The organism is Humidesulfovibrio idahonensis (assembly GCF_054657715.1).
Genome location: NZ_BAAHYE010000002.1, coordinates 949419 through 972480, shown reverse-complemented (window position 1 = coordinate 972480; position 23062 = coordinate 949419). Strand labels below are relative to the sequence as shown.

Sequence of the window (23062 nt, the reverse complement as noted above, 5' to 3'; positions counted from 1 at the left end):
TTGAACCATTGACCCTGAGGGGCGGACGTGGGACCCTTCCATGTCCGCCCCAAACTTTTCGCAAGATCGGAGGGAGCATGGACCAGCAGACTCTGCGCCAGTGGGAAGGCAAGTGCATTCAGGAAGAACAGCCCTTCTGCCAGGCCGCCTGCCCGCTGCACGTGGACGGCCGCGCCTTCCTCGCCCTGCTCGCCAAGGGCGACGCCGACGGCGCGCGCAAGGTTCTGGAGCGCACCCTGCCCCTGCCCGGTGTGCTGGGCCGCATCTGCGAGGCCCCCTGCGAGGCGCTCTGCAAGCGCCGCGAAGCCGGCGACGCCATCGCCATCGGCCGGATGGAGCGTTACGCCATCACCCACGGCAAGCCGGGCATGAAGCCCATGCGCCTGCCGGGCAAGAAGGGCGAGGCGCTCCTTTTGGGCTGCGGCCCGGCCGCCCTCACCTGCGCCTGGGATCTGCTGAAAAAAGGCTACGGCGTCACCCTGCGCACGCTGGGCCAGCCCCTTGGCGGCGCCCTCGCCTCCCTGCCTGCCGATGTGCTCCCGGCTGACGCGCTGCCGCGCGAACTCGCCACCCTCAAATCTCTCGGGCTTGTTGTGGACGAGCGCCCGGACCAGCCGCGCGCGCTGCTGGAGCAGGCCTTGGCCGAGGGCCGCGCCGTGTTTCTGGAATGGGGCTGCGAGCCCACTGCCGAATTCCCCGCGCGAGAAGCGGTGGACGCCACGACCCTGGCCGGACCCGCGCCCGGGCTTTTCCTGGGCGACTGGCAGGACGCATCGAGCGCAGGCGGCTTCAGCGCCATAACCGCCGCGGCGGACGGACGCCGCGCCGCCTCGTCCATCGACCGGCACTTGTCCGGCGCCTCCCTCACGGCCTCGCGCGAGCGCGAAGGCGTCTCCACCACACGGCTTTACACCAGCCTGGAAGGCGTGGCCCCGGCCTCCCGCATCGCTCCCGCCTCCGGGGAATACGCCGATGCCGAGACAAGGGCAGAGGCCGCGCGTTGTCTGCAATGCCAGTGCATGGAGTGCGTGCGCGTGTGCGACTATCTGGAGATGCACAAGGCCTATCCCAAGGTTTACGCCCGGCAGATTTACAACAACGCCGCCATCGTGCGGGGCCAGCACCTGGCGAACAAGCTCATCAACTCGTGCAGCCTGTGCGGCCTGTGCGAGCGCGTCTGCCCGGAGGGCTTCAGCATGGCCGAGCTGTGCCTCACCGCCCGGCAGGACATGACCGCGCGCGGGGTCATGCCGCCCTCGGCCCATGAGTTCGCCCTGGAGGAGATGGCGGACGCCAACGGCCCGGACTTCAGCCTTGCCAAACCCGACCCGGCCACTGGCGGCGCGGCCTATGTTTTCTTCCCCGGCTGCCAGTTGGCGGCCTCGCTTCCGCACCATGTGGAGTCCACATACGGCTTTCTCCGCCAGCACCTGACCGGCGGCGTGGGCCTCATGCTCGGCTGCTGCGGCATCCCCGCGCACTGGGCGGGAGAGCAAGCGCTGTTCCGCAAGGCCGTGGAAGACTTCGTCGCGCAGTGGCAAGCCCTCGGCCAGCCCAAGGTCATCGCCGCCTGCTCCAGCTGCCTGAACGTGTTCCGGCACCCGGTAATGCGCGAGGCCACGCCGGACCTGACAGCCGTGTCGCTGTGGCGCACGCTGGATGCGCTGCCGCTGCCCGGCATCGGGCTTTTGCCGCGCCCGTCCTTGGCCGTGCACGACCCCTGCACCTCCCGCGACGACCCGGACTTCCGCGCGGCGGTGCGTTCGATCTTGAACAGACTCGGCGTGCCCTTCAAGGAGCTGCCGTTCGCCGGCGAAATGACCGAATGCTGTGGCTTCGGCGGGCTCATGGCCCAGGTGGACCCGGACCTGGCCAAGCGGGTGAGCGCGCGGCGCGCCGGCGAGAGCAAGCGCGACTATGTCGCCGCCTGCGCCATGTGCCGCGACAGGCTCTTTGCGTCGGGCAAGCGCTGCCTGCATCTGCTCGACCTCGTGTTTCCCTGCCAGGACTGCGACCCGGCCGGGCAGCCCGGCCCAGGCTACTCGGACAGGCAGGAGGCCAGAGCGGCGCTCAAGATCCGGCTGCTGCGCAACATCTGGCACGAGGAAGCGCCCGCACCCGCGCAAGCCCTGCAACTCTTCATCAGTCCAGAAGTGCGCGAACAGCTGGACCAGCGCCGCATCCTCGTCTCGGACGTGCGCCAGGCCATAGGCGAGGCGCTTTCCGCGGGCCGCTGCCTGCGCGATGACGAAAGCGGCAGGATCCTGGCCTCCTCACGGCCTCGGCGCGTCACCTTCTGGGCCGAGTTTGCGCCGGATGGTCCAGGCTACCGCCTGCTCCGCGCCTATTGCCATCGCATGATCGTGCCCGGCGCGGGCGGGGCGGACCAGCCGCCGGCCGAGACAAGCGCCAAGGCGAACCGCGTGGACCAGACCTATGTGCCCGAATCCGGCTTGTGGCGCTGCACCGGCTGCGATGCGCCCCTTTCCGCCAACCAGGTGGTGGTGAGCTACCTGGGCAGCGTGTTCACCATTTCGCTGCTCACCTGCCCGTCCTGTGGCCTGACCTTGGTGCCGGAGCATCTCGCCCTGGGACGCATGGCCGAAGTGGAGCAGCTTCTGGAGGACAAGTGATGCCGCAAACGCACAAACCGCTCTTCGCCCGAGCGCTCTTTCAGCATGTGGCGGGAGAGGCCCTGCGTCCCGGCGGCCTTTCGCTCACCGCACGGGCGCTGGACCTCAGCGGCTTGCCGCATATGGCCCTGGTTCTCGACATCGGCTGCGGACGCGGCGCCACGGCGCGGCTGCTGACCGCGCGCGGGCATAGGGTTCTGGCCCTCGATTCCTCTGAAGTGCTTTTGTCGCAGGCCTGCGCCTGCGGCGTCGTGCCCCTGCTGGGCCGGGCCGAGGCCCTGCCCCTTGCGGACAGCAGCGTTGACGCGGTGTTTTGCGAGTGCGTGCTTTCCGTCACCGGCCTTGCAGGCGCCGTGCTGGCCGAGGCCGCGCGCGTGCTGCGGCCCGGAGGCCTGCTGGTGCTGAGCGACCTGTACCTGCGGGAACCGGCCGGAGCGGGCAACGGCAAAGACAGGCAGGACACGCCGCGCGACTGCGTTTCCGGCGCGCTGCCCCTGGCCACGCTGCAAGCGCTGCTGTGCCGGGCCGGGTTCGCCGTGCAGGCGTTTGAAGACCATTCACGACTTTTGGCGGAACTGGCCGGGCGGCTCATCTTCGCGGGCATGCCCCCTGCGGAGCTTTGCCCGTGCTCCGGCTCCCAGGCCGGCAAGCCGGGCTATTTTCTCTGCCTGGCGCGCACCACCATCAACTGAAGGAGACGCGCATGTCCCAGCCGGACACCTCCCCTGACCTGTCCTCGCTCATGGACATTTTGCCCCTGGCCGCGCGCGGCTACTGCTGCAGCCAAATCCTGGGCCTGCTTGCCCTCAGCGCCCAGGGACGCGAGGACGCGACCCTTGTGCGCGCCCTTGGCGGCCTGTGCCACGGCGCGGCCGAAAGCGGCGGCAGCTGCGGCATCCTGACCGGCGGAGCCTGCGTGCTCTCCCTGTACGTGGGCCGCGGCGCGGACGGCGAAACGCCCCATGAACGCGCCGCACTGGTGCTCTCCACCTTCGCGGACTGGTTCATCGAGCGCGCCACCCGCGAATACGGCGGCAGCACCTGCGCCGCCATCCTGGGCGACGGCCCGGACGGACAGCCCGGCAAGCCGGACATGAGCCGCTGCGGCAACCTCCTGGCCGAGGCCTGGGCCATGCTCGTGTCCATTCTGGCGGAAAACGGCCTGGATGTGAGCGTGGGCCGCGATGTCTGAAACCGACACCCTTTCCGCCACGGAGGCCCTGTGCCCGGTGTGCCTGCGCCGTTTGCCCGCCACGCGGGAATTGCGCGGCGACGCGGTCTGGCTTTGCCGGGTCTGCCCGGAACATGGTCCGGCCGAAGCCGTCATCTGGCGCGGCGAGCCCGATTTCGCATCCTGGCGCCGGGCCAAGACGCCATCCGTTCCACCGATGACCGCCACCACCGCCGAGCGCGGCTGTCCCTTTGACTGCGGCCTGTGCCCGGAGCACGGCCAGCACACCTGCACGGCTGTGGTCGAGGTGACCCAACGTTGCGACCTGCGCTGCCCCGTGTGCTACGCCTCCGCCGGCGCGGCGGACGAACCCGACGCCCCCCTGGCGGCCCTGGCAACGCGGCTCGTTGCCCTGCGGCGCGCGGCAGGAGCCTGCAACGTGCAGCTCTCCGGCGGTGAGCCCACCAGCCGCGAGGATCTGCCGGAGATCATCCGCGCGGCGCGGGCGCAGGGCTTCGGGCTGGTGCAGCTCAACACCAACGGGCTGCGCCTGGGCAACGAGCCCGGCTATGCGCAGCGCCTCGCCCTGGCCGGACTCCAGTCCGTGTTCCTGCAATACGACGGCCCGGACGAGGCCTGCCGGGTGCTGCGCGGCCGCCCGCTGCTGGCGCAGAAGCTTGCCGCCCTGGACGCCTGCGCCGAGGCGGGACTTGGCGTGGTGCTGGTGCCCACCCTTGTGCGCGGCCTCAACGAGCATGCCCTTGGGGAGATTCTGGCCCTGGCTCTGGAGCGCGCGCCTGTGGTGCGCGGGGTGCATTTTCAGCCGGCCTCGTCCTTCGGGCGCTTCCCGGACGCCCTTGCCTGCGCGGAGCCTGAAGCAATGTTCCTGGCAATGCGCCAGCAACGACGCGAGGACCAGCGTCTGACCCTGCCGGAGGTGCTGTCGCTCCTGGTGGCGCAATCCGGCGGCATGCTCCGGGCCGAGGATTTTCATCCGCCCTGCTGCGAACATGAGCGCTGCTCCTTCAGCGGGCGCTTTGCGCTGCGCGGCGGGCGGCTTGTGCCTCTGGACGGGGGAAGCTGCTGCGACACGTCAGTCTTTGCTTCTCCCCAGGCTCCAGCCCAGGCCCTCACAGCGGAGGAAGGCGCGCGCCGGGCCAAGGCCTCCGTGGCCGGGCAATGGTCCGCAGCGCCGGCAACGCCGGCCGAGCCCCCGCGCGACGACTTCGAGCGCTTCCTGGCCACGCGCGGGGCCGACAAACGCCTCAGCATCTCGTGCATGGCCTTTCAGGACGTTTGGACCCTTGACCTTGAACGCGTGCGCGGCTGCTGCATCCACACCCAGGCCCCGGACGGACGGCTCATTCCCTTCTGCCTGTATAATCTGACGGCGAGCGACGGCCGGACGCTGTACCGGGGGCGCGTGTGAGCATCGTCCGCAGTCCGCTCGATGCCTGGCTGCAGGCGCACTTGGGGCTGGGGCGGCTTTCCGCCTCCGGCGTCGAGACCTGGCAAATGGCCAAGCTGCGGAGCACCCTCACCTGGCTGCGCAAGGCAAGCCCCTTCCATGCCGCGCGCCTCTCCGGGCTTGATTTCGAAACTCTGCGCGCTCCCGCGGATTTGGCCCGCCTGCCGCGCATGGAGGCAGGCGACCTCGCCGCGCCGGGGCTGCTCACCACCAGCCAGGGCGACATCGCCCGGGTGGTCAGCCTGCCGACCTCCGGCACCAGCGGCCCGGCCAAGCGCCTGCACTTCACGGACGCCGACCTCGAACGGACCTTGGAGTTTTTCGCCGTGGGCATGAGCACCCTGTGCGGCCAGGGAGACGCCGTGCTGGTGCTGCTGCCGGGCCGCCACGAATGGGGTGTGGCCGATCTGCTGTGCCGCGCCCTGCCCGCAATCGGCGCGCGCGCCGTGCTGCCGCCCGAGGCATGGACGCCGGAGTCGCTCCCATTTCTGATCGAGGCGCGGGGCGTAACCTGCCTTGTGGCCGCGCCCAGGCAACTGGCAAAAATTCTGGCGCTCCCGGCCAGCGGCTTTCGCGGGCGCATACGCACCGTGCTCGCCAGCGCGGAGCCTCTGCCGGCCCAACTGCGCGCGGATATCGAAGCCGCCTGGGGCTGCGAGGTCTTCGACCACTGGGGCATGACCGAGACCGGCTATGGCGGCGGCGTGGAATGCTCCGCCCACGCGGGCTACCACCTGCGTGAGGCCGGGCTGTATGTTGAAGTGGCGGACTACGCCACGGGAACGCCCTTGCCGGACGGAGCCCAGGGGGAAATACTGCTGACGACCTTGGGCGAACGCGCCCTGCCGTTGCTGCGCTATCGCACCGGTGATGCCGGGGTGCTGTTGCCGGGGCCTTGCCCCTGTGGCAGCCCCCTGCGACGCCTCGGCCCCGTGCCGGGCAGGCTCGCCGCGGACGGACGCGGCATCGTTCAGCCAAACAAGGGACAGGCCAACCATGAGCACACAATCAGAGGATGGGCAAATCAGCAATGAATGACATTCTGCAACCGCTGATTGAACTTCTGGCCAAGGGGCAGCAGGCCGTGCGGGCCACGATCTTGACCCACGAGGGCAGCACGCCGCGTTCCGCGGGCAGCCGCATGCTGCTGGCCGACGGCGGAAACGGAGCCGACATGCGCATCGTGGCGGGCACTGTGGGCGGCGGCTTGGTGGAGGCCCGCGTCATGGCCCGCGCGCGCGAGGTTTTTTCCCAGGGCACAAAAGCAGTGGAGTCCTTCGACCTCACGGGCGAGCTGGCGGCCGGGGCGGACATGATCTGCGGCGGCCGTCTGCGCGTGTTTATGGAGCGGCTGGAGCCGCAAGCCCTGCCGCTCTTCCAGGCGCTGGCCGCGAGCCTGGAGCATGGCGAAGGCGGGCTTCTGCTCACCCCGCTAAAGGCGGACGAATCCCAGGCCAGTCTGCTTCTGCCCGGCGGGCGTCTTCTCGGCGCGGCGCTTGCGCCTGGGCTTGAGGCCGCGGCGCGCGAACAGGGCGGCGCGATCAGCGCGCCGGTGGTGCTGTCTTTCTCCGGCGCGGACCATGTGCTGGAGCCGTGGACCGCGGCAAGCCCGCTGACCATCCTCGGGGCGGGGCACGTTTCCCTGGCCACGGCGCAGGTGGCGGCCATCGCGGGGTTCCAGGTCCTGGTGCTGGACGATCGCGCGGACTTCGCCAACGCTACGCGTTTTCCCTTTGCGCGCACGCGGGTGCTGGAGAGCTTTGCCGACGCCCTGGCGGGGGTGCCCTGCGGCCCTCTCAGCTTTCTGGTCATTGTAACGCGCGGCCATGTGCACGACGCGACCGTGCTGGCCCAGGCCCTGCGCACCAAGGCCGGGTACATCGGCATGATCGGCAGCAGGCGCAAGCGCGATGCGGTTTACGACCGTCTGCGCGGGCAGGGCTTCATCGATGCCGACTTCGCGCGGGTGCGCTGCCCCATCGGCATCGACATAGAAGCCGAGACGCCGGAGGAGATCGCCGTGAGCATCGTGGCCGAGCTCATCGCCTGCCGGGCGAACATGCGCCAAGGCCAGCGGAGTTTGTGATGCGCCTCGCCGCCGTCGTGCTCGCCGCTGGCAAGTCCTCGCGCCTGCCGCGCTTCAAGCCTTTGCTGCGGCTCTGCGGCCAAACGCTGGTCAAGAGGGCGGCCGAGCTGTTCCGACAGGCCGGTGTCGAGGTTCTCATCGCCGTCACGGGCACGCGCGCGGAGGAAGTCGGCGCCGAGGCGGCAGCGTGCGGCATGGTCCCCGTGTTCAATCCACGCCACGAGCAAGGCATGCTCACCTCTGCCCAGGCCGGCCTTGCCGCGCTGCCGCCAGACATCGACGGCGTTTTCGTGCTGCCGGTGGACATTCCCCTCATCCGCCCGGCCACTGTCAAAGCCTTGGCTGCGCGCCTTGCCCAAAGCACCGCCCAGGTTTTGACGCCGACCTTCCGGGGCCAGCCGGGCCACCCGCCGCTCATCCGCGCCCAGGCGGTTGCGCCCCTTCTGCAATGTCAAGGCGACGGCGGCCTGGTGGGCGCCCTGGCCCGATTGCCGCAGGAGACCGTGCCCGTGGCCGATGCCCAGGTGCTTTTCGACGTGGATGACGACGCGGCCTTTGCCGAAGCCGAACGCCGTGCCGCCCGCCTGGATATTCCGACCATTGAGGAGGCCATGGCCTTGCTGGACCTGCACAACGCGGGCGAACGCGGCTTTGCCCATGGCCGCGGCGTGGCCGATGCCGCGCTGGCGCTGGCGCGGGCGCTGGTGGCCAAGGGGGCGCAGCTAAACCTTGAACTCATTGAGACCGCTGCACTCCTGCACGATATCGCCAAGGGGCAGCCCCAGCACGAGGCGACAGGCGCGCGCCTTCTTGCCGAGGCCGGCTACCCGCGGCTGGCGGAGATCGTCCACACGCACAGGGACATTGATCCGGCCGGGCTCGCAAGCCTTTCCGAGCGGGAGATTGTTTACCTGGCCGACAAGCTGGTGCGCGGCCCAGTGCGCGTGCCGGTGCGCCAGCGCTTTCAGGAAAAGCTTGACCGCTTCGCCGATGATCCCGAAGCCTGCCTGGCCATTCGGCGCAGGCTCGACCATGCGTTGCGCATGGAGACGTTGCTCGAAGCTTGCACAGGCAAAAGCGTGCACGCGATTCTGAAGGACAGCCCTCCCTCCTGACGCCCATTCCCGCCCATCAATAAATATCGCGCCGTAACTACCGGCGAAACCCAAGCGCAGATCGCCGTAAAAAACTGCGCAACTCCTTTGCTTTCCAGTGCTAACGCGGGCACAACCGCAGTGGTCACATTCCGGCATCTTGCTGGCATACAAGCATTTTTTTAATTTTGCTTAATTTTGGAAACAAAGCTTGACAGCCATCAAATACGAATTTAAATAGCGTTTTAATTTTCGTTCTAAATATCATTTTTACTCGCAGGAGAAAACATGGCGGCACCACAAGAACTGGGAACCAAGGCGCGTTTGTTGCAAGCGGCGCGCAAGGTCTTTTCAGAGCACGGACTGGAGAACGCCACCATTCGCGACATATGCGCCCTTGCCGGCGCCAATGTCGCGGCGGTCAACTATCATTTCGGCAACAAGGAGCGGCTCTACATCTCGGTGCTTCAGGACTACATGCAGCGCGAACACGAGCGGCACCCGCACGACGAAGGCGTGACCCCGCAGAGCGATCCCAAGGATCGGCTGCGCACATACATCCGCAGCTTTCTGCTCCAGACCCTCGGAGACGGGAACCTGGAAAACGAGCGTCTGGGGAAGCTGATCAAGCAGGAGTATGTGGAGCCTTCGAAATATTTTGCGGAGATCTTTGAAAAGCACTGCCGCCCGGGGCTGGAGCTCTTGAAGGACATCGTCCGGCAGTATTTGCCGGAGCACACCGAGACCACCATTTCCCGCTGCGCCTCCAGCATCATCGGCCAATGCGTGCTGTTCGACATCGGCAAGGAGGCCCTCAACCTCATGACCCCGGAACTGACGCTCCGCGAGAGTAACATTGAGCACATAACGGACTTTATTTTGGAATTTTCACTCAGCGGCATTGCGAACCTAAACTCGCAGCGCGCACTGAACGAAAAGGCATGACCCACCGGCAACTTGTTATGAAACCGCAATCCAGCAGATCAGGAAATCACATGCGCATCCGTACTCGTTTCACTCTTCCGTTTCTGTTCGCCGCGCTTTTCGCGGTCCTTCCCGCCTGCGGCCAAAACAAGCAGGCCGGACCGCCTCCCGGCGAACCGGAAGTCACGGTGGTCACCATCGCACCCGAAAAATTGACGTTGACGACGGTCTTGGCCGGCCGCACCTCCGCGCATCTCATGTCGGACGTGCGGCCCCAGGTCGGCGGCATCATTCAGAAGCGCCTGTTCAAGGAAGGCTCCGACGTCAAGGCGGGCGAACTGCTTTACCAGATCGACCCGGCGACCTACCAGGCCGCATACAACAGCGCCAAGGCCACCCTTGCCAAGGCAGAGGCCAACGCGCAGCCCTCCAAGCTCAAGGCTGAGCGCTACGCCAACCTCGTCAAGGTCAACGGCGTGAGCAAGCAGGACAACGACGACGCCCAGGCCGCGCACCAGCAGGCCCAGGCGGAGGTCGTCGCGGCCAAGGCCGCGCTCGACACCGCGCGCATCAACCTCGGCTACACCCGCGTCACTTCGCCCATCGCGGGCCGCATCGGCAAGTCCAGCGTCACCCCCGGCGCGCTTGTCACGGCCAGCCAGGCCACGGCCTTGGCCACCGTGCAGCAGATCGACCCCATCTACGTCGACGTGACCCAGTCGAGCGCCGAACTCATGCGCCTGAAGCGCGACCTCGCCAGCGGCAAGCTCAAGAAGGCCGGCAACGGCGGCGCCAAGGTGAAGCTGCTCTTCGAAGACGGCACAGCCTACGCCAACGAGGGCGTGCTACAGTTCTCGGACATCACCGTCGACCAGAACACCGGCGTCATCACCCTGCGCGCGCTGTTCCCCAACCCGGGGCACGATCTTCTGCCCGGGCTTTATGTGCGCGCCGTGCTTGAAGAAGGCATCGACGAGCAGGCCATTCTGGTTCCCCAGGCGGCCGTCAGCCGCGACAGCAAGGGCAATGCCCAGGTTCTGGTGGTCAAGGGCGATGGCGTGGTTGAAATGCGCACCATCGTCGTGGACCGCGTGGTGGGCGACAAATGGCTCGTGGCCAGCGGTCTGGCCGCAGGCGACAAGGTCATTGTCGAAGGTTTGCAGAAGGTGAAGCCCGGCGGCAAGGCCAAGGCCGTCGAAGCCGGCGCAGCGCCCGCGGCGCAGCCCCAGGCCGGTCAAGCCAACGCCACCGCACCGGCGCCGCAGGCCGCTCCTGCCGCCCAGCAGCCCGCAGCCCCGCAAACTCCGGCCGCTCCGGCCAAGGTTGAAAAGGCCCAGGCGCCTGTGGCGCAACCGGCCAAGCCCGAAGCCAAGGCGCAGCCCAAGCCTGAAGCTCAGGCCAAGGCGGAAGCCAAGCCCCATGCGGACAGCGGCGCCGCGGACAAGACTCCGGCCGAAAAGGCCGGGGCCGCCAAGGATTCGTCCAAAAAGCGCGAGCAGTCCGCCTACTCGCCGCCCAAGAACGAACCCTGGCCCACGTCCACCTTGAACGACGCGCCCGGCCATAAGCCCGAACAGCCCGCCGCCCACACGCCCGCGCAACAGTAAGGATCGGGAGCACGCATTATGGCCAAGTTCTTCATCGATCGCCCGGTCTTCGCCTGGGTCATCGCCATCATCATCATGCTCGCGGGCGTGCTGTCCATCGTCAGCCTGCCCATTTCGCAATACCCTAAAATCGCGCCGACGGCCGTCACCATCAGCGCCGCGTATCCCGGCGCGTCTTCCAAAACCGTGGAAGACAGCGTCACCCAGGTCATTGAACAGAAGATGAAGGGCATCGACAACCTGCGCTACATGTCGTCCACAAGCGACTCCTCGGGCCAGGTCGCCATCACCCTCACCTTCGACTCCAACACCGACCCGGACATCGCCCAGGTGCAGGTGCAGAACAAGCTCGCCCTGGCAACGCCCCTTCTGCCCGAGGAAGTGCAGCGCCAAGGCATCACCGTGAACAAGAGCGCTTCGAGCTTCCTCATGATCGTGGCGCTGGTGTCCGATGACCCGAACATGAGCGGCCGCGACCTGAGCGACTACGCCTCGGCCTATCTGCTCGACCCCATCAGCCGCGTGAACGGCGTCGGCGAAGCCATGGTCTTTGGCGCGCAGTATTCCATGCGCGTGTGGCTCGACCCGGACAAACTGAACAATTACAAAATGACGCCCGCGGACGTGAAGACCGCCATCACGGCCCAGAACGCGCAGATCTCCGCCGGTCAAATCGGCGGCACCCCCGCCGTTCCCGGCCAGCAGATGAGCTTCACCATCCTCTCGCAAAGCCGCCTGGAGACCGTGAGCCAGTTCGAGAAGATCGTCCTGCGCGTCAACCAGGACGGTTCCACGGTGCGCCTCTCCGATGTGGCGCGCGTTGAGCTTGGCAGCGAATCCTACGACACCTCCTCGCGCTTCAACGGCAAGCCCTCCACCGGCATCGCCATCAAGCTGGCCACGGGAGCCAACGCCCTTGAGACGGTAAAGGGAGTGCGCAGCGCCATGAACTCGCTGTCCGCCACCTTCCCCCAGGGCATGCACAGCGTGTTCCCCTACGACACCACGCCCTTTGTGCGCGTGAGCATCGAGGAAGTCCTCAAGACCCTGGCGGAAGCAATCCTCCTGGTCTTCCTTGTCATGTATCTGTTTTTGCAAAACTTCCGCGCCACCATCATCCCCACCATCGCCGTGCCGGTTGTTCTCTTGGGCACCTTCGGCGCTTTGGCGGCCTTCGGCTTCTCCATCAACACGCTGACCATGTTCGGCATCGTGCTGGCCATCGGTCTACTCGTCGACGACGCCATCGTCGTGGTCGAAAACGTGGAGCGCATCATGACCGAGGAGGGCCTCTCGCCAAAAGAGGCCACCAAGAAGTCCATGGGGCAGATTACAAGCGCCCTGGTGGGCATCGCCCTGGTCCTCTCCGCCGTGTTCATCCCCATGGCCTTCATCAGCGGCTCGTCCGGCGTCATCTACCGGCAGTTCTCGCTGACCATCGTCTCGGCCATGCTGTTGTCCGTGGTGGTCGCCATCGTGCTCACCCCGGCGCTGTGCGCCACGTTCCTCAAGCCCGTGCACAAAGGCCACACCATGAGCCAGCACGGGTTCTTCGGCGGCTTCAACCGCATATTCGACGCGAGCAGCAGCCGCTACCAGTCCGGCGTGCGCGGACTTCTGAAGCGCAGCAAGCGCGTCATGTTGGTCTACGCGCTCATCCTGGCGGCCCTTGTCGTGCTGTTCCTCCGGCTGCCGTCCTCGTTTTTGCCGGACGAAGACCAGGGCATCATCTTCGGCCTTGTGCAGTTGCCGGCCGGCGCTCCGCAAGAGCGCACCCTCCAGGTGCTGGAGCAGGTCGAGCATCACTTCCTGGGGACCGAGAAGCAGTACGTCAGCTCGCTCTTCACCGTTGCCGGCTTCAGCTTCGCCGGGCGCGGCCAGAACGCGGGCCTGGCCTTTGTGCAGCTCAAGCCCTGGGACGAGCGCAAAGGCCCCCTCGCCAGCGCCAAGGCCATAGCGCAGCGGGCCATGGGCGCCTTCATGGGCATCAAGAACGCCAACGTCTACGCCTTCACGCCGCCCGCGGTCATGGAGCTCGGCAACGCTTCGGGCTTCGACCTGTACCTGCAGGACCGCGCAGGCCTCGGCCACGACGCCCTCATGCAGGCGCGCAACCAGCTCCTGGGCATGTCCGCCAAGAACCCGGCCCTTGTGGGCGTGCGCCCCAACGGCATGGAGGACACACCGCAGTACCAGATCGACATCGACCAGGCCCGCGCAGGCGCCTACGGCCTGGCCATGGGCGACATCAACGACACCCTGACCACGGTTCTGGGCGGCAGCTACGTCAACGACTTCCTCGACCGCGGCCGCGTGAAGAAAGTCTATGTGCAGGGCGATGCGCCCTACCGCATGATGCCCGAAGACATCAACCGCTGGTACGTGCGCAACGCCCAGGGCAGCATGGTTCCCTTCCAGGCCTTCTCGTCCGGCCGCTGGACCTACGGCTCGCCGCGCCTGGAGCGCTACAACGGCATGTCCGCCGTCGAGGTCTTGGGCAACGCCGCACCGGGCATGAGCACCGGCGACGCCATGCGCGCCATCGAGGACATCGCCACCAAACTGCCCGCGGGCATCGGCGTCGAATGGACGGGCCTGTCCTACCAGGAACGCATGAGCGGTTCCCAGGCGCCGGCCCTTTACGGCATCTCCATCCTGGTCGTGTTCCTGTGTCTGGCAGCGCTGTACGAGTCCTGGTCCGTGCCCACTGCGGTCATGCTCGTGGTGCCGCTGGGCGTTCTCGGCTCGGTTCTGGCCACCTTCGGCCGCGGGCTCTCAAACGACGTCTACTTCCAGGTCGGCCTGCTCACAACCATCGGCCTCTCGGCAAAGAACGCCATTCTTATCGTGGAGTTCGCCAAAGACCTTGTGGAAAAGGGGCACGAACTGGTCGAGGCGACACTTGAGGCCACACGCCTCAGACTGCGCCCCATCCTCATGACCTCGCTGGCGTTCATCCTGGGCGTTCTGCCGCTGGCCATCAGCACGGGCGCGGGCTCCGGCAGCCAGCGGGCCATCGGCACCGGCGTCATCGGCGGCATGGTCACGGCCACGGTGCTCGGCATCTACTTCGTTCCTGTGTTCTTCGTCATCGTGTACAGCTTTGCCGCACGCAAAAAGCCGCGCGCCCTGGCCTACGCCGATGGCGATGACGGCGGATCGGAGGGCGGCGCGGAGAACGGCTCTGCCGGTTCGCCGGCGGAGGCCCCTGTGGCGGCCTCGGCAGCGCCTGCCGCACAGGATCAAAGCGCGGCGGTCCAGGCTGCTGATCCGGCTTCCAGCTCAACTTCCAGCTCAACTTCTGGTCCTGCTTCCGGCCCGTCCGGCGAGGTGAAGTAATGCGCAACAAGCGAAATGCCCTGAAGGCGGCCTGCCTGGCCGCGTTGATTCCCGCTCTTTTGGGCGGCTGCACCATGGCCCCTAAGTACGTGCGGCCCAATCCCGCCATGCCGGGCGACTGGAACAGCGGCGTGGCCGCGGCCAGCCAGCCGGGCGCAAAAGCCCAGGATTGGCGCCAGATCATCACCGACCCGGCCATGAAGCGCATTGTGGAGCTGGCCCTGGCCAACAACCGCGACCTGCGCGTCGCCGTGCTCAAGATCGAGAAGGCGCAGGCCCAGCACGCCATCGTGCGCGCGGACCTCTTCCCCAAGATCAACGGCACGGCTGGCTCCACCAGCGCCCGTACGCCGGCCTCGCTCTCGTCGAGCGGAGAAGCGTACACCTCCAGGTCCTACAGCGTCGGCCTGGGCTTCAGCTCCTTTGAGCTGGACCTCTTTGGCCGCATTCAGAGCCTGAAGGCCCAGGCCCTGGAGCAGTATCTGTCCACCGAGGCCTCGGCCAAGAGCGTGGAACTGACCCTGGTGGCCGAGGTCGCCTCGGCGTACCTCACCCTGGCGGCGGACCGCGAGCACCTGAGCCTGGCCAAGGAGGTTCTGGACACCGAGCTCGCCTCCTATGAGCTGACGAGGCAGCGCTTTGAAAACGGCGTGGACAACGAACTCACGCTCTCCCAGGCGCAAACCACCGTGGACTCCGCCCGCGTGAGCGTCGCCAGCTACACGGCCCAGGTCACGGCCGACGAGAACAACCTCTCCGTGCTGGTGGGCATGCCCCTTGGCCCGGAGCTGCTGCCCGCCAAGACCTTGGCCGAGGTCGCTCCGCTCGCTCCCGTGCCCGCCGGGCTGCCCTCCGAGGTGCTGACCCGCAGGCCGGACGTCGTGGCCGCCGAGCACGACCTGAAGGCCGCCAACGCCAACATCGGCGCGGCGCGGGCCGCGCACTTCCCCACCATCAGCCTCACGGGAGACTTCGGCACCTCGAGCAACGCCATCAACGGCTTGTTCAAGTCGGGCTCGCAGGCCTGGACCTTTGTGCCGCAGATCACCCTGCCCATCTTCCACGCCGGAGCCATCAGCGCCGGGGTCAAGTCGGCCGAGGCCGACCGCGACATCTACGTGGCCCAGTACGAGAAGGCCGTGCAGACCGCCTTCAAGGAAGTCTCCGACGCCCTGGCCCAGGGTGCGTCACTGACGACCCAGGTTGAGGCGCAGACCTCCATGGCCAAGGCCACGGCCAAAAGCTACGAGCTCTCGACCCTGCGGTACGAGAACGGCGTGGACAGCTACCTGAGCAAACTCGACTCGCAACGCTCCAATGTCTCCGCCCAGCAGAACCTCATCACCGCGCGGCTTTCGCGCCAGACGAGCTTGCTGACCCTCTACAAGGCCCTGGGCGGCGGCTGGTCCGGCGATGAAGCCCCGGAAGCGGCGAAGGTCAACAAGCCCGACGTGGACGCCACAGCCAAAGCCAAGTAGACCGCCCCGCACACCGGCACAGAAAAAAGCCCCCGCGTTTTCGCGGGGGCTTTTTGTTTGCGTGGAAATCAAGAGAGCGGAATCAAGAGAACGAAACGCGCACGGGGCGCAGTGCCGTCTAATCGCGGCCCTTCATGACCACGCGGGGCTTGCTGCCGTCTGCGGCGCCGAGAAGGCCGTCGGCCTCCATCTGCTCAATGTAGCGGGCCGCGCGGTTGAACCCGATGCGGAAGCGGCGCTGAATGAGCGAGATGGACGCCCTGCCCTGGCCGGTGACGAACTCCACGGCCTCGGAGTACATGGGGTCGTCGGCCACGCCGTTGCCGCCGCCCTCGCCGCCGGGAGCGCCGCCCGGGGCCTCGCCCTCCTTGCGCCACTCGGAGAAGTCCAAGTCGAACTGCTGGGGCTGGCGCGCCTTCCAATAGGCCACCACGGCCTCGATCTCCACCTCGTCCACATAGGCCCCGTGCAGGCGCCGCAGCTTGGATCCGCCGGACTTGTAAAGCATGTCGCCCTTGCCGAGCAGACGCTCCGCCCCGACGGTGTCGAGAATGGTGCGCGAGTCGTGGCGGCTGGTGACCTGGAACGAAATGCGCGTGGGGAAGTTGGCCTTGATGAGGCCCGTCACCACGTCGACGCTGGGCCGCTGGGTGGCCAAGATCATGTGGATGCCGGCCGCGCGGGCAAGCTGCGCCAAGCGGACGATGCAGGTCTCCACGTCCTTGGCCGCGGTCATCATCAGGTCGGCCAGTTCGTCGATGACGATGACGAGATACGGCATGGGCGAAAGATCGGCCAGGTCGTCGGGGCGCTTGTCGCCCATTTCCTTGAGCTTCTGGTTGAAGCCCTCGATGTTGCGCACGCCAAGGCGGGCCAGGGTCTCGTAGCGCGAATCCATTTCGCACATGGCCCACTCCAGCGCGCTCTTGGCCAGGTTCATGTCCGTCACCACCGGGTGCACCAGGTGCGGCAGGTCGGAATAGATGGCCAGCTCAATGCGCTTGGGGTCGATGAGCAGCAGCTTGACCTTGTCCGGCGAGGCCTTGAAGAGAATGGACACGAGAAAGCCGTTGAGGCACACGCTTTTGCCCGCGCCCGTAGCGCCCGCCACCAATATGTGCGGCATGGCGGCCAGATCGGCCACCTGCGGCGCGCCCTGGATATCCTTGCCCAGGGCCAGGGTCAGCGAGGACTTGGCCATGCTGAACACCGGATGCTCGATGATTTCGCGCAGGCTCACGGTCTGCCGCTTCTCGTTGGGAATCTCCACGCCGATGGAGTCCTTGCCGGGGATGGGCGCCTCGATGCGGACCGCAAGGGCCTTGAGGGAAAGGGCGATGTCGTCGTTGCGCGCGGCGATGGTGCTGATCTTGACGCCCGGCGCGGGCTTGAACTCGAACATGGTGACCACGGGGCCGGGCAGCACCTGCTGGATCTCGCCCTGGATGTTGAAGTCCGCGAGACAGGCGGTGAGCTGACGGGCCTTAGCCTGCAGCGTCTTGGGATCGCTGACGGCCTGCTGGGGCGGGGCCTCGTGCAGCAGTTCCGGGCTCGGCAGATCGGCGCTGGACGAAGACACGGCCGAGGCCGCCTTCTTGACCGGCGCAGGGGCTTCAAACGGCTTGAGCACCATGTCCGCTCCGGCGGGAGCGGCAACCGGAACAACGGCGCGTGACGGCTTGCCCTGAGCGCCGCCCTCGTGCTCATCGGAATCGTCCTGCGCGGCGCGTTTGCTCATGCGCTCGCCCAGGCGCTCCAAAAGACGCATGGCCGGTTTGCCGGCCGCGTTGGCCTGGGCGGGCTTGCCCGCCTCGACCGTGCGGTGGCGCAGGTTGCGCTCGCGGTACTTGCACCATTGATCGTAGGCAAAGGACTTGAGGCGCTTGAACACAGCTCCCCAGCTCACCTGCAGGCCTATCTGCATGGACACGGCGGTCCAGAACAGCCAGAAAAGTGCGGAGCCCCAAGGGTTCAGCAAGGTGCAGGTGGTGGTGACGGCCAGCTTGCCTATGGCGCCGCCGCCGGCCAGGGTCGGGGCCAGGCCATGCGCGGGCACGGCCCAGGGCTTGGCGGCCCAGGCCATGACGCACAGGACAAGCACGGCCACGCCGAACCAGCGGAACCAGCCCTGGCGGAAACGTTCGATGAACTGCGCCAGGCCGATCTGGGCCAGGAAAATGGGCCAGGCCAATGCGCCGATGCCGAAAATCTCCACCAGGAAGCCGGCCGTGTACGAGCCAACGGCCCCGGCGAGATTGCTCGTCTTGCGGGCCGCGCTGACCGCCTGGTTGAACGTGGGGTCCAGCGGATCAAAGGAAAAAACGCACAGGAAGAGGAAGACCGCCACAAACAGGTAGGCAAGTCCTCGAATCTCCATGCGGAATTTTACTGTGTCCGTGGATCTACCCTCCGCTTTCGCCTTGGCTTTGGCAATGTGCCCGCCCCGTTTCTTCGGGGCGGGCTTATGGGCATCGGACATATCCTGGCGGGAACCGGATTACTCGCGGCTCAGATACTCGCCGGTGCGGGTGTCGACCTTGATGCGCTCGCCCTGGGCGATGAACAGCGGCACGTTGACCATGATGCCGGTCTCGAGCTTGGCCGGTTTGCTGGCGCCGGTGACACGGTCGCCCTGGACGCCGGGCTCGGTCTCCACAACGGCCAAGACCACGGAGGCGGTGAGGTCCATGTCGAAGAGCTCGCCGTTGTACAGCAGCACCTTCACGGTCTCGCCTTCCTTCACGTAGCCGCCCTTGTCGCCCACCTGGGCGGCCGGGATGTTCTTCTGCTCGTAGCTCTCGAGGTCCATGAAAACGAAATCGGAGCCCTCGCGGTAGAGGAACTGCATTTCCTGCATGGCGATGTCGGGCTTGCCGACCTTCTCGCCGGAGCGGAAGGTCTCGTCCACAACGCGGCCGGTGAGGATGTGCTTCAGCTTGGTGCGCACGAAGGCGCCGCCCTTGCCGGGCTTCACATGCTGGAATTCGACGATTTCATAAGGCTTGCCGTCCATCTCGATCTTGAGACCGCGACGGAAATCAGACGTGGAATACATTCAACCTCCGGGTCATTTATGGCAGCAACATGCTGTCGCGCCTGACTAATTTTTATCCTGCCCCTCGGCCGAGCGGCGCTCCAGCGCCAGGACCGCCAACGCATACCCGAGAATGCCGAAACCGGCAACACATCCGATGCAGCTTTTCCCCATCAGACTTTTCTGACGCAGGGGTTCGTCGGTGCGGGCGAAGATGTTCGAAATGTGCACCTCGACGCAGGGCACGCCGATCCAGGCCAGGCAATCGGCCAGGGCAAGGCTCGTGTGGGTGAGGGCGCCGGCGTTGAAGGCCACGCCGTCGAGCCCCTCGCGCCGGGCCATCTCCAGCCGGTCGATGAGATTGCCCTCGAAATTGGACTGGTGGAACACAAGCTCCACTTCAGCGGCCTTGTCGCCCAGAAAGCCTTTGAGCATCCCCGGCAGGGCGTCCAGGCCTTGCGAGCCGTAGATTTCCGGCTGTCGGGTGCCGATGTGCCCCAGGTTCGGGCCATTCAAGATAAGGTATTTGCGGGTGCTCATGGCTGCCCTCTGGCGGGTTTGAGGTCGCGGACCGTGCTTGACGCGGAGGCCAAAAGCCAACATCTAAGACGCAAGCGCACACGCCGTGCGCGAGAAGCCTCTCTGGAGCAGTATGAATCGAACCTTCGACTTAGTCAAAACAGCGTACGAGATATCACAGCTCACCCCGTCTGACGAGCCGCAAGTTGCGCTGGCCGGACGCTCCAACGTGGGCAAAAGCTCGCTCATCAACTGCCTGGCGGGCCGCAAGGGCCTGGCCAAGGTCAGCTCCACGCCGGGCAAGACCCAAAGCGTGAACTTCTTCCGCATCGCCCCGGGCGACTACACCCTGGTGGACCTGCCGGGCTACGGCTATGCGCGCCGCTCCCAGGCCGAGCGGGCCAAATGGGGCAAGCTCATCGAAACGTTTCTGACCGACAACCCCGGGCTCAAGGGCGTGGCCGTGCTGCTTGATGTCCGCGTCACGCCGCAGCAGAGCGACCTTGAGCTTGTGGGCTGGCTGCGCCATGCGGGCATTCCCATTCTGCCCGTGCTCACCAAGTGCGACAAGGTGAACCAGCGCGAGGCCGCGGCGCGGCAGCGCGAATGGCGCGATCTTTTGGGCGGCGCCGCCACGCCCATCTGCTTCTCCAGCGTGACCAAGCAGGGACACGACGCCCTTTGGGCCGCGCTGGACGCCCGGGCCAGTGTCGCCGCCGCGCAGCCCGCTAGCCCTCAGGACTGAAGCGGCGGGCCACGCCGTCGCGCCAGCGGTGCACGCGAGCCGTGAAGCGCGGCGCGCAAAGCCAAGCCAGCCGCAGCATGGCCAGCGAGCCAAAGGCTCCGTTGGCCAGCCAGGCCCCGGCGATGGGCGGCAGCAAGCCCTTCTGTCCGGTGGTGATGCCAAGGACGTAAAGCCCGTAGTAGCTGAAGATGACGACCAGGCTCAAGACGAGATTGATGTAGAGGTTCTCGAAAAACGAGCACAGCGCCAGGGCCAGCAAGGCCATGGTGATGATGGAGAAGGCATACGACCACTTGCCGTGCCAAGCCGTGCGCAGGCGCTCCACGTTCGAGCCGGACTCCTTGAGTTCCTCAATGACCTGGCCCAGGTGCCACAGGGGCAGGTCGGAGCGGTCCGCCACGTCGGAGTTCAGGAAGCTGCGCATGTTCTGCCGCAGGGGGATGAAGTTCGTTAAAAGCCGCGTGGCCGTGAAGTCCGCGGTCTCTATCTCCCACACGTCGAGAAGCCCCCAGCCGTGCTCGTCCACAAGGCCTTTCTTGGCTGTCATGATGCGCGTCAGGCGCATGGTGTCGCGGTCAAACTCATACACCGTCACGTCGTTGACGCGGCTCGACGTGGGCTGGGCCTCGCCCGCGTGGACGATGTACGGCCCCTCGCGGAACCACAGATTCTTCACCGTGCGCTTGTCGAGCTGGCGCTTGCGCACTTCCTCGCGCCAAATGCGCGTGGCTTCCTGTTCGCCATAAGAGGCGACAAACTGCGAGAAGAGCAGCTGCCCAAAGCTCCAGATGATCGCATAGACGATGAAGAAGCGGATGAACCAGGCAATGGAGACGCCTCCGGCGCGCAGGGCCATCATCTCGCGGTTGCGCACCAAAAGCCCAATCTGCAGCACCACCGCCAGCAAGAACACGGCGGGCAGAATCTGCGAGAAGATGAGCGGCATCTTGACCATGAAATAGGTGATGATCTGGCGCCAGGAGAGCCCGGCGTCCAGAAAGTGCTCCAGACGGTCGGCCAGGTCGGCCAAGAGATAAATGAAGGTGCCCGCACCAAGGCAGGTCACCATGAGGAACAGGTTCTGGCGGACGAGGTAGCCGCTGAGCGCCCCGAGCCGGGGCATGGACCAGCTCATGCCGCCCCCTTCTGCTGCAGGCGCTGCAAGGCCCAAAGGACCCCGGACGGAACGCGCTCGCGCACGGCCTGGCGCAGGAACAAAATGCCCACGCCGCTGAAGAGGATATTGGGCACCCAGACACCGATGGCCGCAATCTCCGGCTGCGACTCGCCGAGACTTTCCGCAAAACTGAGCAGGGAATAATAGACGAGAAAGACGCCAAGGGCCATGACCAGGCCGTGCTGCTGCTTCAGCGCGCGGAAAACGCAGGCGATGGGCACGGAGAACAGCCCCAGCACAAGACACGCCAACGGCAAGGCCAGGCGCTTCTGAATCTCCGCCTTCACCGCGCGCAGCTTGTTCGAGTCAATGCGGTTATCCGCCAAGAGCTGCTTCTGGATGGCCTCGTCGCCGTCCACCTCGCGCAGCCGCTTGAAGGACATCTCCTTCAAGGACATGCGTCCATAGCCCATGCTCGTCAGCATGTTTCCAAGGGGCAAGCGCACGGCGTAGTTGCCGAAATGCAGCACCTCGAGGTTCTCATCCACGCGGCGGAAGATCCTGCCGTTGCGGAACACGACCTTGATCTGCTCCTTCTCCGGATCCGTGGTCACTGTGCCTTCCGGCGCGACCACGGTTGTGGTGAAGTTCTTGCTGGTCTTGTCCTGCACAAAGACAAAGCGGATGTCGCCGGAATCCAGATCGACCTGCTGGGCATAGATGGTGAGCCCGGGGAATTCCTGATTGAACACGCCGGCCTGCAAAGACAGCTTGGTCTTGGTCCGGGCGAATTCCACCAGGGAAATTTTGAATTGCTCCATGCCCCAGGAAACGCCCACAAGGGAAATATAGAGACTGAAAAGCGTGCACATGGTGCAAAAGATGATCGGCGCGGGCAAAAGCTGGTACAGGCTCACCCCGCTGGCCTTGAGCGCCGTCAGCTCCCTGTCCGCGGCCATGCGCAGAAAGGTGAGGAACACGCTGAGCATGCAGGCGATGGGCGTCAAAAGCAGCATGAAGAACGGGCTCAAATAGACGAACAGGCGCAGCACATCAAAGACGCCAAGGTTCTGGGAGAGCAGCATCTCGCGCAATTGCAGCATGCGCCCAACCAGGATGAGACCCAGCAGGCAGGAGCCGATGAGAAGGAACAACCCAATGTGTTCCTTGAGAATTTGACGGTGAACGATCTTCAAGGCTACTTCTCGCCTTTGTCGCCGACGGTGTAGAAGCGTTTCAGGAACTCAACTTCCAAGGGGCTCAAATTGAAGCGCTCGGCCGCGGCGTCAATATGGCGAAGCGGGTCGTCCGCGCAGGGCTGGCAGGCGCACTGCTCGCCGATCCAGTCCATGGCTCTGCGCGTCAATTCACTCTGGGGGACAACTGTGCTCATGTTCCGCTCCTTTTCAAGGTCCTCGCGTTTGCTTAGCAAATTCTACACCACAGAGCATATCCTGGCAACGCGGAGCCGCTCCCCTTTCCCGCGTATATTTTCCGCAAGAAAATGACCGCATGCCCCTTCCAGGGCTTGCCAAGCTTCTGGAGAATAGCTATAAGGCGCTTCCCGTTGAGGGAATCAAGGCGAGGTAGCTCAGTCGGTCAGAGCATGCGGCTCATATCCGCAGTGTCGGGGGTTCAATTCCCTCCCTCGCTACCAAAAAATTAAACCCCTGTTTAGGCAGGGGTTTTTTTGTGTCTTCGAACCGCCAACGCATGCGGGTGTAGAAATTGTGTGGTATTAAAGCGAGAATTTGATTACGCATGGATACCCACTCTGCAGCGAGTGGAATGCTCTGCTCCAGGACAACACTGAAGCCAACGGCCGGGCCGCTTCCCCTCCCCCCAGA

Annotated in this window: 18 protein-coding genes and 1 tRNA gene; 13 read left to right on the top strand and 6 right to left on the bottom strand. The window is 65.8% G+C overall.

The window, feature by feature from the left end; all coding sequences use genetic code 11:
- Window positions 1-8: 8 nt before the first annotated feature.
- The 11 genes from ACYQ4W_RS04790 to ACYQ4W_RS04740 all read left to right on the top strand — a co-directional run bounded on the left by ACYQ4W_RS04790 (window position 9) and on the right by ACYQ4W_RS04740 (window position 15800).
- Window positions 9-2633, top strand: a complete 2625-nt coding sequence (locus tag ACYQ4W_RS04790; RefSeq protein ID WP_459853463.1) for a pyridine nucleotide-disulfide oxidoreductase/dicluster-binding protein — start codon at window positions 9-11, stop codon at window positions 2631-2633.
- Window positions 2633-3325 (top strand): DVU_1556 family methyltransferase, encoded by a 693-nt coding sequence (gene trsM / locus ACYQ4W_RS04785; RefSeq protein WP_459853461.1) that lies wholly within the window; start codon window positions 2633-2635, stop codon window positions 3323-3325. The genes ACYQ4W_RS04790 and trsM overlap by 1 nt, the downstream gene beginning before the upstream one ends.
- An 11-nt stretch (window positions 3326-3336) precedes the next feature.
- Entirely contained in the window at window positions 3337-3825 is a 489-nt protein-coding gene (locus ACYQ4W_RS04780) for a DVU_1555 family C-GCAxxG-C-C protein (RefSeq protein ID WP_459853458.1), read from the top strand.
- Window positions 3818-5233, top strand: a complete 1416-nt coding sequence (trsS, locus tag ACYQ4W_RS04775; RefSeq protein ID WP_459853455.1) for a radical SAM (seleno)protein TrsS — start codon at window positions 3818-3820, stop codon at window positions 5231-5233. The genes ACYQ4W_RS04780 and trsS overlap by 8 nt, the downstream gene beginning before the upstream one ends.
- Window positions 5230-6306 (top strand): DVU_1553 family AMP-dependent CoA ligase, encoded by a 1077-nt coding sequence (locus ACYQ4W_RS04770; RefSeq protein ID WP_459853453.1) that lies wholly within the window; start codon window positions 5230-5232, stop codon window positions 6304-6306. Before trsS ends, ACYQ4W_RS04770 begins: the two co-directional genes overlap by 4 nt.
- The gene (locus tag ACYQ4W_RS04765) at window positions 6303-7358 is read left to right on the top strand and encodes an XdhC family aldehyde oxidoreductase maturation factor (RefSeq protein WP_459853450.1); all 1056 of its coding nucleotides are present in this window, start codon (window positions 6303-6305) and stop codon (window positions 7356-7358) included. Before ACYQ4W_RS04770 ends, ACYQ4W_RS04765 begins: the two co-directional genes overlap by 4 nt.
- Window positions 7358-8473 (top strand): DVU_1551 family NTP transferase, encoded by a 1116-nt coding sequence (locus ACYQ4W_RS04760; protein ID WP_459853448.1) that lies wholly within the window; start codon window positions 7358-7360, stop codon window positions 8471-8473. Before ACYQ4W_RS04765 ends, ACYQ4W_RS04760 begins: the two co-directional genes overlap by 1 nt.
- Before the next feature lie 267 nt (window positions 8474-8740).
- On the top strand, window positions 8741-9397 hold the full coding sequence (locus ACYQ4W_RS04755; RefSeq protein WP_459853445.1) for a TetR/AcrR family transcriptional regulator: 657 nt from the start codon (window positions 8741-8743) through the stop codon (window positions 9395-9397).
- Between the two features lie 50 nt (window positions 9398-9447).
- A complete protein-coding gene (locus ACYQ4W_RS04750) occupies window positions 9448-10983 on the top strand; it encodes an efflux RND transporter periplasmic adaptor subunit (protein WP_459853443.1) in 1536 nt (511 codons plus the stop codon).
- Between the two features lie 18 nt (window positions 10984-11001).
- Window positions 11002-14322 carry an efflux RND transporter permease subunit gene (locus ACYQ4W_RS04745; RefSeq protein ID WP_459853441.1) on the top strand — a complete coding sequence of 1107 codons (3321 nt, stop codon included), beginning with the start codon at window positions 11002-11004 and terminating at the stop codon, window positions 14320-14322.
- On the top strand, window positions 14322-15800 hold the full coding sequence (locus ACYQ4W_RS04740) for an efflux transporter outer membrane subunit (protein WP_459853439.1): 1479 nt from the start codon (window positions 14322-14324) through the stop codon (window positions 15798-15800). The genes ACYQ4W_RS04745 and ACYQ4W_RS04740 overlap by 1 nt, the downstream gene beginning before the upstream one ends.
- Before the next feature lie 118 nt (window positions 15801-15918).
- On the opposite strand, the gene ACYQ4W_RS04735 is transcribed toward ACYQ4W_RS04740, so the two are convergent.
- The 3 genes from ACYQ4W_RS04735 to ACYQ4W_RS04725 all read right to left on the bottom strand — a co-directional run bounded on the left by ACYQ4W_RS04735 (window position 15919) and on the right by ACYQ4W_RS04725 (window position 19374).
- The gene (locus ACYQ4W_RS04735; protein ID WP_459853437.1) at window positions 15919-18177 is read right to left on the bottom strand and encodes a DNA translocase FtsK; all 2259 of its coding nucleotides are present in this window, start codon (window positions 18175-18177) and stop codon (window positions 15919-15921) included.
- A gap of 120 nt (window positions 18178-18297) precedes the next feature.
- Entirely contained in the window at window positions 18298-18855 is a 558-nt protein-coding gene (efp, locus tag ACYQ4W_RS04730; protein WP_459853435.1) for an elongation factor P, read from the bottom strand.
- 45 nt (window positions 18856-18900) lie between these two features.
- A complete protein-coding gene (locus ACYQ4W_RS04725) occupies window positions 18901-19374 on the bottom strand; it encodes a type II 3-dehydroquinate dehydratase (RefSeq protein WP_459853433.1) in 474 nt (157 codons plus the stop codon).
- A 112-nt stretch (window positions 19375-19486) separates the two neighbouring features.
- Here ACYQ4W_RS04725 and yihA point away from each other — a divergent pair, with 112 nt between their 5' ends.
- Complete coding sequence (gene yihA, locus ACYQ4W_RS04720; RefSeq protein WP_459853431.1) at window positions 19487-20098, top strand: ribosome biogenesis GTP-binding protein YihA/YsxC; 612 nt, start codon at window positions 19487-19489, stop codon at window positions 20096-20098.
- Here the strand turns inward: yihA and ACYQ4W_RS04715 are convergent.
- Genes ACYQ4W_RS04715 through ACYQ4W_RS04705 form a run of 3 tightly spaced genes read right to left on the bottom strand, consistent with a single transcriptional unit; the run spans window position 20082 to window position 22608 of the window.
- A complete protein-coding gene (locus ACYQ4W_RS04715) occupies window positions 20082-21233 on the bottom strand; it encodes an LptF/LptG family permease (RefSeq protein WP_459853429.1) in 1152 nt (383 codons plus the stop codon). The genes yihA and ACYQ4W_RS04715 overlap by 17 nt on opposite strands.
- Window positions 21230-22411 (bottom strand): LPS export ABC transporter permease LptF, encoded by a 1182-nt coding sequence (gene lptF / locus ACYQ4W_RS04710; RefSeq protein ID WP_459853427.1) that lies wholly within the window; start codon window positions 22409-22411, stop codon window positions 21230-21232. Before lptF ends, ACYQ4W_RS04715 begins: the two co-directional genes overlap by 4 nt.
- Window positions 22412-22413: 2 nt before the next feature.
- Entirely contained in the window at window positions 22414-22608 is a 195-nt protein-coding gene (locus tag ACYQ4W_RS04705; protein WP_459853425.1) for a hypothetical protein, read from the bottom strand.
- A 187-nt stretch (window positions 22609-22795) separates the two neighbouring features.
- Between ACYQ4W_RS04705 and ACYQ4W_RS04700 the strand changes: the two genes are divergently transcribed.
- Window positions 22796-22872 (top strand) — tRNA-Met (locus ACYQ4W_RS04700).
- Window positions 22873-23062 lie beyond the last annotated feature (190 nt).

Bases quoted from the DNA above. Each gene is read 5' to 3' on its own strand.
- ACYQ4W_RS04750 (WP_459853443.1), top strand. From the start codon at position 9,448: ATGCGCATCCGTACTCGTTTCACTCTTCCGTTTCTGTTCGCCGCGCTT.
- efp (WP_459853435.1), bottom strand. From the start codon at position 18,855: ATGTATTCCACGTCTGATTTCCGTCGCGGTCTCAAGATCGAGATGGAC.
- ACYQ4W_RS04705 (WP_459853425.1), bottom strand. From the start codon at position 22,608: ATGAGCACAGTTGTCCCCCAGAGTGAATTGACGCGCAGAGCCATGGAC.
- ACYQ4W_RS04780 (WP_459853458.1), top strand. From the start codon at position 3,337: ATGTCCCAGCCGGACACCTCCCCTGACCTGTCCTCGCTCATGGACATT.
- ACYQ4W_RS04725 (WP_459853433.1), bottom strand. From the start codon at position 19,374: ATGAGCACCCGCAAATACCTTATCTTGAATGGCCCGAACCTGGGGCAC.
- ACYQ4W_RS04715 (WP_459853429.1), bottom strand. From the start codon at position 21,233: ATGAGCTGGTCCATGCCCCGGCTCGGGGCGCTCAGCGGCTACCTCGTC.
- trsS (WP_459853455.1), top strand. From the start codon at position 3,818: ATGTCTGAAACCGACACCCTTTCCGCCACGGAGGCCCTGTGCCCGGTG.
- ACYQ4W_RS04740 (WP_459853439.1), top strand. From the start codon at position 14,322: ATGCGCAACAAGCGAAATGCCCTGAAGGCGGCCTGCCTGGCCGCGTTG.
- ACYQ4W_RS04755 (WP_459853445.1), top strand. From the start codon at position 8,741: ATGGCGGCACCACAAGAACTGGGAACCAAGGCGCGTTTGTTGCAAGCG.
- trsM (WP_459853461.1), top strand. From the start codon at position 2,633: ATGCCGCAAACGCACAAACCGCTCTTCGCCCGAGCGCTCTTTCAGCAT.
- ACYQ4W_RS04745 (WP_459853441.1), top strand. From the start codon at position 11,002: ATGGCCAAGTTCTTCATCGATCGCCCGGTCTTCGCCTGGGTCATCGCC.
- ACYQ4W_RS04765 (WP_459853450.1), top strand. From the start codon at position 6,303: ATGAATGACATTCTGCAACCGCTGATTGAACTTCTGGCCAAGGGGCAG.
- yihA (WP_459853431.1), top strand. From the start codon at position 19,487: ATGAATCGAACCTTCGACTTAGTCAAAACAGCGTACGAGATATCACAG.
- ACYQ4W_RS04735 (WP_459853437.1), bottom strand. From the start codon at position 18,177: ATGGAGATTCGAGGACTTGCCTACCTGTTTGTGGCGGTCTTCCTCTTC.
- ACYQ4W_RS04760 (WP_459853448.1), top strand. From the start codon at position 7,358: ATGCGCCTCGCCGCCGTCGTGCTCGCCGCTGGCAAGTCCTCGCGCCTG.